A 13,730-nucleotide genomic window follows, 5' to 3' on the forward strand; every position below is an offset into this window, starting at 1 on the left:
TTTAAATGGTATTATGAACTTCCGGTTTATCCTGAACATATTTGGCAGGGTTTTGATTCTGTTGGGTTTGTTTATGCTGACCAGTATTATCTGGGCATTGGTCTATAATGAAGAGGTGGTGGAAGAGCTGTTGGTTTCCTCTCTCATTACTCTGGTGAGTGGTGCGGGGATGTATCTGCTAACTTTTCGTAACCTTAAAAAGGAACTGGGATTAAAGGACAGTTATTTTACAGTGACTTTTACCTGGGTCATTATTTCCCTGTTTGGTACCTTGCCATACTTGTTAACCGGGGCCATTCCCAGCGTGGTGGATGCTGTTTTTGAAACGGTTTCGGGATTTACGACAACTGGGTCATCCATTTTGGTCGACCTTGAATCTTTGCCCAAAAGTGTGCTTTTTTGGCGCAGTCTGACCCATTGGATTGGGGGTATGGGTATCATTGTGCTGGTAGTGGCCATTTTACCGCTTTTACGTATTGGCGGATACAACCTGTTTAAGAATGAGGCTTCGGGTATCTCCTATGAAAAGCTGACCCCAAAAACGGCCAGTACTGCCAAGCGCTTATGGGGGATCTATGTCAGTCTTACTTTTATTTTGATGGGACTGCTGCTATTGGGGGATATGTCGTTTTTTGATGCCATGAACCATGCCTTCAGCACCATGTCAACCGGCGGCTTTTCACCCCGCAACACGAGTCTCGGTGGCTATTCATCTTATGTACAATATGTGGTGATATTGTTTATGTTTTTGGCGGGGATGAATTTTTACCTGCATTACCACTTTGTGAAGGGACGTTTTCGTCGGGTGTTTAGTAATTTGGAGTTGCGCACCTATTTTGGTATTGTAATGGCGGTCACCATTGGGGTGGCGGTTATTATTTACCGCGAAGGGGGCATTGGTATTGAAAAGGCCATAAGGGACGCGCTTTTTCAGGTGGTCTCAATTATCACAACGACTGGTTTTGCTACCTATGATTATTTAAGCTGGCCACAGGAAGCGTGGACGCTGATTTTTATGCTGATGTTTGTGGGCGCCTGTGTGGGCAGTACCGGTGGCGGTGTCAAAGTCATCCGGCATGTGGTATCCTTTAGAAACGTCACCCTTCATTTTAGTCGCATGCTGCATCCCAACAGTGTTAAGCGACTAAAAATAAACGGGGAAATCATTGATGATGAAAAGGTGGGCAGCCTGGTTTCTTTTCTGGTGCTCTATCTTCTGACATTTACGATCGGTTCCATTATTATGGTGTTGCTGGGTGAGGATACCCTGACTGCCGTAGGGTCGGTGGCCGCCAATATGGGCGGTGTTGGACCGGGTATTGGCAGCGTGGGTCCGGCCAGTAGTTATGCCCACATCCATGAAACAGGAAAGATTGTCCTTTCTTTTCTGATGCTCATCGGACGATTGGAACTCACCACGGTTTTAATACTATTTACAAGCCTCTTCTGGGAGCGGTAAAACCTACTCCAGGGGCCTGATTTTTCCATTGACCAATTTCAAATCAAAGACATCCGTACGCCGGTCCTTCAAATTACGTACACTGCCATAGGTGTGGAGTTCGGACAGTAAATCCAGATCCACATCGGAAACCAAAATCATTTCCGTGTTGGGTGTGGCCTCGGTTTTTACACCATTGGTGGGAAAAGCAAAATCGCAGGGCGTAAATACGGCCGACTGGGCGTACTGGATGTTCATGTTGTGCACCTTGGGCAGGTTACCTACCGATCCGGCCATGGCCACAAAGCATTCGTTTTCGATGGCACGGGCGCGGGCGCAGTAGCGTACGCGGCTATATCCGTTCTGGGTGTCGGTGAGGAAGGGCACAAAAAGGATTTTCATACCCTGATCGGCCAGAATCCTTGCCAATTCCGGAAATTCCACATCGTAACAAATCAAGACACCAATTTTGCCACAGTCTGTTTCGTACACTTTGAGCATATCACTGCCCGATAGGCCCCAGGCTTTTTTCTCGTCGGGCGTGACGTGTATTTTTTCATACACATCGTAGGTCCCGTTGCGGCGACACAGGTAGCCGACATTAAATAACTTGTCGTCACGCACCAGCGGCATGCTTCCGGTAATGATGTTCACGTTGTAGCTGATGGCCAGCTGCATAAAGCGGTCGCGGATGTCTTCGGTATATTCCGCCAGTTTACGAATGGCATCGGGTTCAGACAAATGGTTGTATTTGGCCATCAAAGGCGCATTGAAAAACTCCGGAAATAAAATAAAGTCACTCTTGTAGGCCGAAACGGCATCTACGAAATATTCAATTTGTTCATACATGTCCTCTGAGGTGGCGTAATGACGCATTTGCCATTGCACCAATCCGAGGCGGATGACCGATTTTTGCTGCTTAAGGTCTTTGGATTGTTTGGTGTAATAGATATTATCCCACTGCATAAGTACCGCAAACTCCCGCGATTCCTTGTCGCCCGGCAAATACTCGGTCAGGACTTTCTTGACGTGAAACTCATTGGACAACTGAAAGGTCAGCGTGGGGTCGTAAAGCTCCTTGTTCTTCACTTTTTGCAGATATTCCTTGGGGGTCATTTCTGAGGCCAGCTTGTGGTAGCCCGGCATTCTGCCGCCAAAGACAATGGCTTTGAGGTTGAGTTGCTCGCACAATTCTTTACGGGCATCATAAAGTCTCCGTCCCAGACGCAAACCCCTGTATTCGGGGTCGATGAACATGTCAATGCCATAAAGCACATCTCCTTTGGAGGAGTGCGTGGAGAAGGTGTAATTACCAGTGATGTCTTTGTAGGTATGCTCATCACCAAACATGCCGTATTTTACCTGAATGGACAGGGCACAGCCAACAATAACGCCATCCACTAAAACACCTATCTGTCCCATAGGGAAGATGTTGAGCAAGGTGCGAATTTCATGCTCCCGCCAGTAAGACTCAGGCCACTTCTCGTAGGCTTTCATCATTGCTGATTTCAGCTCTTCGTAGTCGTTGATGCTGAGGTGGCGGAGTTCTACGTTCTTTATATCGCTCATGGTAGTGTTTTTATTTTGTGTCTGGCTAATTTACGAATAAAGATGACCAATCCCGAGGGATCCGCAAATGGAGTTATTTATTCGCTAATTTGGTTTTTTGTCCGCGAATCGAAGATCAACGCAGTCAATTTTAATAAAAAACAACTAAACCAACTTTTGTTGATTTAAAAATTCGTGTAATTCGCGTAATTAGTGGACCCTTTTTTCTTCTTTTTTTTAGTGGATTAGTATAGCTTACCCAGGATTAAGGGAATTTGGGAAACTGCTTGAAATCCGGATCCCGTTTTTCGAGGAAGGCTTTGCGGCCTTCCTGGGCCTCTTCCATCAGGTAAAACATCAGGGTGGCATCACCGGCCAGTTCCATAATACCTGTTTGGCCGTCCAGCTCGGCATTGAGGCCGCGCTTAATCATGCGTAGGGCCATGGGGCTGCGTTGCAGCATTATCTGACACCATTCAATGGTTTCATCTTCCAGTTTGTCAAGTGGTACCACCTTATTAACCATGCCCATATCTTCTGCTTCTTTCGCAGAATATTGCTTACAGAGGAACCAAATTTCACGTGCTTTCTTTTGTCCCACGTGACGTGCCAAATACGATGAACCAAAGCCGGCATCAAAACTGCCTACTTTGGGGCCGCTCTGGCCAAAAATGGCGTTGTCGCTGGCCACGGTCAGGTCGCACACAACATGCAAAACATGGCCGCCACCAATCGCGTAGCCGTTGACCATGGCCACTACGGGCTTAGGCATGGAACGGATGCGCTTGTGCAAATCCAGCACATTTAAGCGGGGAACGCCTGCCTCATCAATGTAACCGCCATGCCCCTTCACATTTTGATCGCCCCCCGAGCAAAACGCCTTATCGCCTTCGCCGGTAAGAATGATAACGCCGATGTCCTGGCGCTCACGGCAGGTGTCAAAAGCTTCGATGAGCTGAACAACAGTTTCGGGGCGAAACGCATTGTAAACACTTGGACGGTTGATGGTTATTTTTCCAATGCCTTCCCAGCTTTCAAATTTAATGTCGCTGTATTCTTTTTCGGTTTTCCAGTTACGCATGATTGGTTGGTTTTTATTGGGACTATAATTCGTTTCTTAAAAACTTGAAATATTTTTTAAGCAATTTACCACTTTCTACGTTAGGAGTAAAAACCTCCATCAGTGCCGGTTTGTTCGATGGGGCAAAAAAGTTTTCCAAACCGGCGGTAAATTCTTCCTCATTGTGACAGGCTGTATAATCCAAGCCAAAGGTGTCGGCTATGCCCCGACAGTCATGGCTGTGGTTGGCTTCAAAGAATTGTTCCAATTCTTCGGTCTCTGCAGGCCCGGGAATAAAGCGGAATATGCCACCTCCGCCGTTGTTCACGACCATTACTCTGAAATTGGGAGGCAGGTATTTGTGCCACAGTCCGTTGCTGTCGTATAAAAACGAAAGATCCCCCACAATGAGTAAAACAGGTAGCTGAGCGGCATGTGCAGCGCCTGCTGCGGTACTCACGCAACCATCAATACCGCTGGTCCCTCGGTTGGCATACCATTGGTGGCTGTCCGACCACGAAAACAACTGCGCATAACGCACCGGCGTGCTGTTGCCCAAATGGATTTGCATGGCGGGCAAAGGCTGGCGGCTGAGCAGGTTGAACATTTTGAGATCACTCCAGGCCAGCTTCTCGAAATATTGGTGGTGGCGCTCCGTCGATTGAAGCGTACGTTTGTTCCATGTGTCATGAAAACGCTTTTCGCGCGGCGGCATTTGATCGGCCACCTGCTGCAAAATTACAGGCGCATTGCCTTTGATCATGCGGGTGAGCGACTGGTAGGTATCTGTGACGTAGGTCTGGTTGGTGAAGTGCCAGTGAATGTGTGGTTTACGCTGACGCAATATTTTCTTTACCATTTTTGACAGTACCGGAACATCGAGGGTGATAAGGATGTCGGGACTGAAGAACAATTGCTCGTCCTCAGAAATGGTCGATACCACCCGATCCATATTTTGAATGAAGCGCTCACTGTTTAGATTGGAAAGGGTTTCGGTGAGCACCACAACGCCCTTGGCAGCTAAGGCTTCCAGGGCTTGTTTCAAAGCCGGATCATGGTGCAGGGCGCCTGTTAAGACCATGACGCGCTCATACCTCATGAGCTCATTGGTCAGCAATGAAATGGCATCCGCAGAAAGCTGACTGTCGCCGGTCAGCACTTCAATCTTTCGGGCAGGTGAATCGGAATAGACGGTCTTGCCATACAAGGGTTCCCGCATGGGAACATTGATGTGGATGGGACCAGGGATGGTGCCGGTGCACTTCTGAAACGCTTCGTTGAGAATGCGGTTCATGTACCATTCGTCGTCCTTGTGTCCGCCAGATAAAGGCAGGGTGCATTGGTGGCGGATGAAATTATTGAAAATGCCGGGCTGTTCAATGGCCTGACCATCCGCCTGATTGATCCATTCCTTGGGACGATCGGCCGTTATAACCACCAAAGGCACTTGCTGGTAATAGGCCTCGGCTAACGCCGGGGCATAATTGAGGCCTGCGGTTCCACTTGTGCAGACAATGGCTACCGGTTTTTTGGTTTCCCTGGCCAGTCCCAGTGCAAAATAGGCGGCACTGCGCTCGTCCACAATGCTCAGACATTCAAATTTTTCGTATCCGGCAAACGAAATAATCAATGGCGCGTTGCGCGAACCCGGTGAAATCACAACTTGTTCAACGCCGTGCAGGTGACAGAGTTCTACCAGTGCTTTTACTATAGGTTTGTCCGATATTGGTTTGCTCATTATAATGTGTATAGATTTTTACAGAGTATGTGATGTTGTGGTACTAGGGGCGCGCGGTGATGACCGACAATAAGGTCTTGCTTTTCAAAACGGTTTCGTTCCACTCGCTTTGGAGGTCCGACTGCCGTGTTAATCCGCCGCCCGCGAAAATAGTGCTGTGGGTGGGTGCCACTTTCATGCAACGTATGTTGACATACAGGTTGATGGTCCCCTGATTAAGAGGGCCTAAAAATCCGCCGTAAAAGGAGCGATCCTGTTTCTCCACCTGATGAATCAGTTGCATGGCTTTTTCTTTTGGTTCTCCGCACAAAGCCGGTGTCGGGTGGAGTGCTTCCACAAACTGTGCCAACTTGAAGGATGAACGGTCCTCAAAAGCATAGGCAGTCTTTAAATGGGTCAGATGGCCGGCTTTTATAATGAAGGGACCCTCTTTTTGGTAGCGGTCTACCCGGAAGGCCTTCAGTAAGTTATCAATATAGTTGCTGACCAGCCCCTGTTCTTCAATTTCTTTTTGGGTCCATGAAGCATCCGCAGGGTCGTTCGATCGCGTCCCTGCCAGAGAAACGGTGGTACACATGCCATCTTGTCGCGAAAACAGCAATTCAGGTGATGCGCCCATCCAAATGCCGGTCTGCCGACTGGCTACTAAATAAGTAAAAGCTTTGGGGTATTGCTCTAGCAGTCGGGTAAAAATCTCCGGAATGTCGTAGGTTAAGGCTTCGTTGACCTGAAGGGTGCGCGACAGAATCACTTTCTGTACTTCCCCTTTATTCAGGGCCGCCTTCATTTCCTTAAACTGTGCTGAATAGGCGGCAAAATCTGAGAGTGATTCGTCCACCTGTAAGGGCGTCTGGTCAGCTGGGGACTCCTGCCTGTGAGGGGCCGCAAATTCCTGTAGTTGATCTCCAGTGAACCACCAGCCTTGCTCGTTTTGTCGACTGAAAGGAAACATTACAAACCCCTGCTCAGTTGCCAGCTTATCCAATACGCCATAATCAAAAGGCTCTGCCGCCTGGATGGTGCTGAGATGCAACACCTCCTCACCGGGCTGACGAAAAGCATAAAATGGCTGCTCGTCCCTCAGAAACTTTTGCAAGGTGGTTTGTATCTCCTGGTACATGAATGTTTTGTAATGGTTTATCAACATTATATATGGAATCAACGCCTATCAATTCCCGGTTGCTGCAAACGTGCAAAGATAGTAAATTTCGAGCTTTTATGGGAGTTTGTGAGGAGGAAATGGTTGGGACAAATTGAAACTAAGTTGAGGTTTTTGTGGAGGATGGTCCATTCAAAATATTTTTTTGCCTTTCAATTTTTTTCTTTTTAAATTTGGGTTGTTCAATAGTTAACCTTAACCCAATAACCAATGTCAAAACTCTTCTGCATCACTTACCGCCATTTTTGGACTACTGAAACCTTGCATGTTTCGCTTTTTGAAGCTACTCTTTCAATGTTTATTTTTTCTTTGTTTAATGAAGAAATCTCCCATGTCGATGACCATGATTACTGGTCGAAGATTGCAATTTTCAGAATTTAGAAAAAACTTTCATGTAGAATGTCATATATCAACTAACCCTTAAGAAAATTAATGATGAGCTTAACCCGAAAAATAGAACAACTCCGACAATTGGATCAATTGATTCGACTTCATGCTACCGGCAACTCCTCTCAACTGGCGCAAAAGCTTCACATCTCCGAAAGTACTTTGTTTCTTCTCTTGCAATCAGCTCGGGATCTCGGTGCTGAAATCAGCTATAACCCTTACAAGTATACCTATGAGTATATTACTCCCATGCGGTTTGTGTTTGGTTTTCACAGTGAAGAACGCATAAAACTTTCAAAGATTATGGGGGGCGTTTCCTTTGGAGCAAGAACTCCATCTCAAACTTTCAATAGCGTTTTAGTATCCGGTAGGTTATTCAGAAACAATATAAATTTCCAACATTATTTCTCACTCTAAAGTTTTAGGAGTGGCACACCATAAATTTGTTTTGCATTGACATATTCCCGGCCGGAAAATAAATGCCCCGGATACCGAAAAGGGTCACATGGTGTGTAAAGAGTAGGTGGTAAATTGTTTAATTATTTAATTATGAAAACTTTGAAATTGGATCAATTTGCAGAATTTGAGTGTAAAGCTTCTCAAATGGACATAGTTAGAGGTGGAGAAATGGTTTATACTGGCAGGGGTACTGATGGAACATGTGAACATGGCGGAAGCGCAGATGAGTACATTGTAGGTGGAGTTCGGGTGTTTGTACAGGACTGCAGAGACCGAGATCTAGTCTAAAGTACCTAATTTTTTGACGTTCAAAAAAGGTAACTGATGAAGTTTATTAAGCTTTTGTCTTGAAGCCAAGTAGGAACTACAAGTTGGTTAAAACTTGTAGTTCCTTATTGTACTTAGCTTGAGCATCTTAAATATAGATTTGATTATGCGTATTCTATGTTGTATTGTTTTGTTATGGCTAATAGGCCATAACTTTCTCCTAAGTGAGAATTATATAAAGTATCATCGCTCTGTTTTTGAAGCTGAAAAGCATATTGTTAGCAAGGATTATCAGCAAGCTATGGCTATCTATGAAGAGGTCCTTAGTAATTTTTCTCATTTGTTTTTCAAGGACTTGCACAATGCAGCTGTTTGTGCCATAATGTGCGATGAGTATCAAAGAGCTTATCAGTTAATGAAACAGTTGGTCTTGCAAGGCTACGAGCTAAAGGATTTTGATAATCATGCTTTTGATTTGCTTAAAGAAAACACTTTCCTTTGGGGAATTTTTGCAGATGAATACCCTTCAATAAGAAAAAGCTATTTAGGTGGTTTAAACAACGATTTAAGAGGTGAGTACTATATGCTGTATATGAACGATCAGAAAGCTGCAAGTTCGAATGACGAAGACCTTATGGATAGTGTTTTCTTCAATAATGGCAGAAACCTTTATGATCTGTTTCAGACAAATGATTTTCCAAAATTGTTCGTAGCTAAAGATACTTTAAATCAGATGCTTTATGTGCCTTTGTTGCATTTTTTCGGACTTAAAAATCGGATGAAAAATGATTCTGCAACTTTAAATCCATGCACTGAAGAATTATTCGAAACATTCGAAGATTATTTTTTTGCTGCATATCTGGAAGGTGCAGTTCCTTCTCGGGAATATGTGCAAATCGTTAGTTTTTGGTCTAAAGCTTCTGCTTATGGAGATTTTCGGCTTGTAATTGATTTTTATAAAGAGGAGGTTTTTCTTGGTTTAAATGCATTGCCTGATAAAGCAGAAATCATAAATAAGAATAGAAATCAAATTGGACTGTTCCCTATTAACAATGATACAAAAGTACTTTTGAACAACTCCTGGTATAGTCAATATCCCTTTATAGAAATAAAAGAGGCTTTTAATAATTGCGATTCCTGCAAAACCACGATAGATTATCTAATTGTTCAGTCTGCTATTGCAGAGGATGTGAAAAATGAATTCTCATCAGGAGAGTTTGATTCTTTTATCCTGTCGAATGAAATATCAGATTTAGATGTTTGGATAAATGGCGTTAGGTCATTTATGAAGAACCTTGAAGACCAGAGGGAGTAGTTTTTAGCCTTAGTATATTTGGAAAAGATATCCACTTTCCAGAAAATTGAAATATGTTTCACGCTCAGTGAGAATAACTATTTTATTTTCGATTTCATTAAAAAGGTTGCGATATATGACAAGAAGAAAGTTATTGTATATTCATAGTGAACCTAACGATGACACAACAAATAGGGTTGTTGAGTGGTTGTTAACCCATAACTTAATCAAGGTGTTAAGAATTAATTCTGGAGATGAAATTAAAATAGAGAAGATAACTTTTTCAGGTCTAGCTGCAATACCGTTCGAATTAGAATTTAGTTTTGGAAATGAATTATTTTATCTAGATGAGATTTCTTTTTTCTGGTACAGAAGAGGTTTTTTGAAACATAGTATCTGTTTAGAAATTGACTTGAAAATGACAGGCTTGGTAGATTTTTTGAATTGGGAGTTAACATGCCTGACAGATTACATCTTATACAGACTTCAAGAGGGGAAATCTTTGGGTGACTATTTTCAGTCTTCTACGAATAAGTTAATAGTCTTAAAAATTGCAAGAGAATGCTTGTTTGTGGTACCTGAGACATTAGTGACATCTAAAAGGAATATAGGAAAGGGGTTCGGTTTTGGGCAAAGGATCATTTCAAAACCAATTGGAGAGGCTATGGCAATTGGTTCAGCAAATGAATATATTAAACCGCTAACAAAGGATATTCACCCTGCAGATAATTTAAATAGTCAATGTGAAACTTTTTTTCCTAGTTTATTCCAAGAGGGAATTAGTAAATGGATTGAAATAAGAGTATTCATAATGTATGAAGAAGTTTATTCTATGGCTATTTTTTCGCAAGGCAATGCCCAAACCAAAACCGATTTCAGAGATTATGATTATGATTTGATGAACAGGATGGTCCCATTTAAACTCCCTGATGATATAGTGAAGAAAATACATCTTTTTATGGAAAAGGCTGGTCTTGATACAGGTTCCATAGATTTGATATTGTCAAAAAATGGTGAATATGTATTTCTGGAAGTAAATCCTGCCGGAAATATTGAAATGGTAAGCGATACTTGTAATTATTATATTGAAAAAAGAATTGCAGAACGAATAATTGAGGAAATAAACAATGAGCCACGAGAAAATTAAAGCCATCCAGGAATCAAAAGTATTACCATTATGCCTTACAAAGGCAAAAATACAAACAACAAATGTCTGGATATATGGTGCCCCTGTTCCCGCCGTTATGACAAAGCAATACCGTATTGTCAAATACTACAAACCAGTATCAACAGTTATATCCTTGAAATCAGTGACAGATGGGAAAAAGTAAAGTTCTAAAGCTTTTTGCTTGTTGTGTTCCTGTGAAAGGTTCTGCCAGAAGTATTATTTATGACCTTCAGCGAAGGAGATACTTTATAATTCCAAATGCCCTTTACGATATCCTCCAAACTGAAATGGGAAAAACAATCGATGAGATTAAAGGAATTTATTCAGCTGATGAGCATGAAATATTTGATAGGTATCTACGTTTTTTGATAGATAATGAGATTGTCTTTGAGTGTGCTGAAGATTATGTGCATTTGTTTCCTTCGATTGATTTTTCCTGGGAATCTGCTTTTGTCTTAGAGAATTTTATTCTTGATATTGATGAATTTTCAAATCATGATTTTGCATATATTATAAACGAATTGTCCGATTTGAATGTGAGGGTTTTACAATTGAGACTCTTTTCCCAAATAGCAAAGAAGCAATTGGATCAAATTCTCAGGCAAATAACGGGAAGCAATATTAGGACTGTTGAATTGGTTATGCCTTTATCATATCTGGAATTTGATAGTGCTTGTTTTGTTGAAGAATTCACGAAAATAAGCAACTTGATTATTTATGGGGCAGAAGAAGATGTTATACATTCTCATAAGCAAGCAAACATTGTATATACTAAAGCGATTGTTCGGTCGGAGAAGGATTGTGGGCTAGTTGAACAAGATTTATTTTCATGCAATCTGAAATTTTTCTGTGAGGCGCAACAATTCAATACATGCCTTAATCGTAAGTTGGCAATAGACAAGCATGGGGAAATAAGGAATTGTCCGGCTATGAAGGATAGCTATGGGAATATTAAGTCACATTCATTGAGGGCTGTTTTGAAGAAGATGGCTGAATTAAAAACAAATTGGTCTATTTGTAAAGATAAGATATCAGTTTGTAAGGATTGTGAATATAGATATATGTGTCATGATTGTAGGGCATTCATAACGAATCCCTCTGATAAATATTCTCAACCAGCTAAATGTGATTATAACCCATATGTTGCTAAATGGAAGGGAGAGAAAGGTTTCATTCCTGTTGAGGATATGAAATAAGTAAATCATTTAGGATTTCAATGAAGCTAAAGTTTCCAATATTACAACAATCTGATTCCATGGACTGTGGCCCCACCTGTCTTCAAATGGTTTCAAGGTATTACGGTCGCAATTATTCCTTAAAGACCCTGAGAGAACGGTGCAATATTGCGCGTTCCGGCGTCTCACTCCTTGGTATCAGTGAGGCAGCTGAGAGTATTGGATTCCGCACTATGGGCGTGAAGGTTGAGTTTAACAAACTTGTTGGGAATGATAGTCCTCTTCCTTTAATTGCCCATTGGAATCAGGAGCACTTTATCGTGGTATATGCCATTAAAAATGACAAGGTGAGTGTGGCAGATCCTGCCCATGGCAAAATGGTTTACAGCAAAGAGGAGTTTATTAGATGTTGGGCTTCCACCATAAATGGAGAAGAGCCTGAGGGGATATGCCTCCTACTTGAACCAACCCCTGATTTTTTTAATCAGGAAGATGAAAAGCCTGACAGATCAGGTTTTTCGTTTCTGTTCCGGTATCTTAGACCACATAAAAAGTTCATCTTTCAACTGGTGTTGGGGTTATTGTTGGGCAGTTTATTGCAACTGGCATTTCCTTTCCTTACTCAGGCGGTTGTTGATGTCGGTATTAATACCCGGAACCTTAATTTTATTTGGTTGGTGCTGATTGCACAGCTTATTTTGTTTGTGAGTCGCATGAGCGTTGAGTTTATCCGGTCCTGGATTTTGCTGCATGTGAGCACTCGTATCAATATCTCCCTGATTAGTGATTTTTTGATCAAGCTGATGCGTCTGCCCATTCGCTTCTTCGACACTAAAATGACAGGTGATATAATCCAGCGAATTGAAGACCATGGTCGAATAGAAAATTTTCTAACCGGGCAAACGCTTAATGTGTTATTTTCTATGGTAAACATCTTGCTGTTTGGTGCAGTGTTGGCTTGGTATAATCTTCAAATTTTTTTGGTTTTCGTTTTTGGCAGTTTACTCTATTTTGTATGGGTATGGATGTTCATGAAAAGGCGCCGCACCATTGACCATAAACGTTTTGCCCAGATGTCATCCGAGCAAAGCAACCTCATTCAGATGATAATGGGGATGCAGGAAATTAAACTTAATAATTGTGAGAAACAGAAGCGGTGGGAGTGGGAGCGCATCCAAACCAGATTGTTCAGGGTCAATGTTCAAAGTCTCTCATTAAACCAGTACCAACAATTGGGTGGTCTTTTTTTTAATGAAACTAAGAATATCGTTATAACTGTTTTGGCTGCAACAGCTGTTGTTCATGGCAATATGACATTGGGGATGATGCTGTCTGTGCAGTACATTTTGGGTCAGCTGAATAGTCCAATCGACCAGATGATAAATTTTGCGCATGCAGCACAAGATGCAAAAATAAGTCTTGAAAGATTAGGTGAAATTCATAATAGTGAAGACGAAGAGCCAGACGTCGACCGGTTAAAGGAACTGCCTGAGAAAGCTGGCCTAAATATAGAGAATGTCTCCTTCCGATACGAGGGCCCCACTCGCCAAAAGTGCTTGATTCTGTTACTATTCGTATTCCACCCAATAAAATTACTGCTATTGTTGGCACCAGTGGAAGTGGCAAAACCACCCTTGTTAAAATGCTGCTTGGGTTTTACCCTCCAGTTGAAGGCCAAATAAAAGTAGGAACTATCGATTTGATTAATTTCAATCAGGCTGGTGGAGAAGCCGTTGTGGAGTGGTTATGCAGGACGGTTATATCTTTTCTGATACCATAGCCCGAAATATTGCTGTCAGGGATGAAGTTGTTGATAAAAATAAGTTGCTATACGCATGTAAAATTGCAAACATACAGGAGTTTGTCGAGAGCCTTCCATTGGGGTATAACACAAAAATTGGGCAAGAGGGAACAGGGTTAAGTCAGGGGCAAAAGCAGCGCATTCTGATTGCACGAGCAGTTTATAAGAACCCGGATTATATTTTTCTGGACGAGGCAACCAATGCACTGGATGCCAACAATGAGAAAGTAATTACT

The 13,730-nt window shown here is 42.5% G+C and carries 12 protein-coding genes; 8 read left to right on the forward strand and 4 right to left on the reverse strand.

Annotated features, from left to right (window positions below; genetic code table 11):
• The coding region (locus JCM15548_RS18620) for a TrkH family potassium uptake protein (RefSeq protein WP_227626025.1) at positions 1-1,459 on the forward strand (1,459 nt) is incomplete at its 5' end.
• 3 nt (positions 1,460-1,462) lie between these two features.
• On the opposite strand, the gene JCM15548_RS18625 is transcribed toward JCM15548_RS18620, so the two are convergent.
• The 4 genes from JCM15548_RS18625 to JCM15548_RS18640 all read right to left on the reverse strand — a co-directional run bounded on the left by JCM15548_RS18625 (position 1,463) and on the right by JCM15548_RS18640 (position 6,931).
• A complete protein-coding gene (locus tag JCM15548_RS18625; RefSeq protein ID WP_062128463.1) occupies positions 1,463-3,007 on the reverse strand; it encodes a bifunctional GNAT family N-acetyltransferase/carbon-nitrogen hydrolase family protein in 1,545 nt (514 codons plus the stop codon).
• 244 nt (positions 3,008-3,251) lie between these two features.
• Positions 3,252-4,067, reverse strand: a complete 816-nt coding sequence (gene menB, locus JCM15548_RS18630) for a 1,4-dihydroxy-2-naphthoyl-CoA synthase (protein WP_062128465.1) — start codon at positions 4,065-4,067, stop codon at positions 3,252-3,254.
• Positions 4,068-4,089: 22 nt separating this feature from the next.
• Complete coding sequence (menD, locus tag JCM15548_RS18635; protein ID WP_062128467.1) at positions 4,090-5,784, reverse strand: 2-succinyl-5-enolpyruvyl-6-hydroxy-3-cyclohexene-1-carboxylic-acid synthase; 1,695 nt, start codon at positions 5,782-5,784, stop codon at positions 4,090-4,092.
• A gap of 43 nt (positions 5,785-5,827) precedes the next feature.
• Positions 5,828-6,931 (reverse strand): chorismate-binding protein, encoded by a 1,104-nt coding sequence (locus JCM15548_RS18640; RefSeq protein WP_083985252.1) that lies wholly within the window; start codon positions 6,929-6,931, stop codon positions 5,828-5,830.
• Positions 6,932-7,375: 444 nt separating this feature from the next.
• On the opposite strand from JCM15548_RS18640, the gene JCM15548_RS18645 reads away from it, so the two are divergent.
• The 7 genes from JCM15548_RS18645 to JCM15548_RS24705 all read left to right on the forward strand — a co-directional run.
• Positions 7,376-7,747: a hypothetical protein gene (locus JCM15548_RS18645; RefSeq protein WP_162198287.1), complete on the forward strand. Its 372-nt coding sequence runs from the start codon at positions 7,376-7,378 to the stop codon at positions 7,745-7,747.
• Between the two features lie 475 nt (positions 7,748-8,222).
• Positions 8,223-9,371: a hypothetical protein gene (locus tag JCM15548_RS18655; protein ID WP_062128474.1), complete on the forward strand. Its 1,149-nt coding sequence runs from the start codon at positions 8,223-8,225 to the stop codon at positions 9,369-9,371.
• 115 nt (positions 9,372-9,486) lie between these two features.
• Positions 9,487-10,497 carry a grasp-with-spasm system ATP-grasp peptide maturase gene (gene gwsG, locus JCM15548_RS18660; protein ID WP_062128476.1) on the forward strand — a complete coding sequence of 337 codons (1,011 nt, stop codon included), beginning with the start codon at positions 9,487-9,489 and terminating at the stop codon, positions 10,495-10,497.
• 170 nt (positions 10,498-10,667) lie between these two features.
• Positions 10,668-11,714: a grasp-with-spasm system SPASM domain peptide maturase gene (gene gwsS / locus JCM15548_RS18670; protein WP_062128480.1), complete on the forward strand. Its 1,047-nt coding sequence runs from the start codon at positions 10,668-10,670 to the stop codon at positions 11,712-11,714.
• 20 nt (positions 11,715-11,734) lie between these two features.
• Positions 11,735-13,375 carry a cysteine peptidase family C39 domain-containing protein gene (locus JCM15548_RS18675; protein ID WP_227626026.1) on the forward strand — a complete coding sequence of 547 codons (1,641 nt, stop codon included), beginning with the start codon at positions 11,735-11,737 and terminating at the stop codon, positions 13,373-13,375.
• Positions 13,294-13,473: an ATP-binding cassette domain-containing protein gene (locus tag JCM15548_RS26470; protein WP_369403717.1), complete on the forward strand. Its 180-nt coding sequence runs from the start codon at positions 13,294-13,296 to the stop codon at positions 13,471-13,473. Before JCM15548_RS18675 ends, JCM15548_RS26470 begins: the two co-directional genes overlap by 82 nt.
• A partial coding sequence (locus tag JCM15548_RS24705) for an ATP-binding cassette domain-containing protein (protein WP_439645464.1) occupies positions 13,440-13,730 on the forward strand: 291 nt, incomplete at its 3' end. The genes JCM15548_RS26470 and JCM15548_RS24705, both read left to right, overlap by 34 nt.

Origin of the sequence: Geofilum rubicundum JCM 15548 (assembly GCF_000974365.1) — a bacterium.
In the GTDB taxonomy this organism is placed as follows: domain Bacteria; phylum Bacteroidota; class Bacteroidia; order Bacteroidales; family Marinilabiliaceae; genus Geofilum; species Geofilum rubicundum.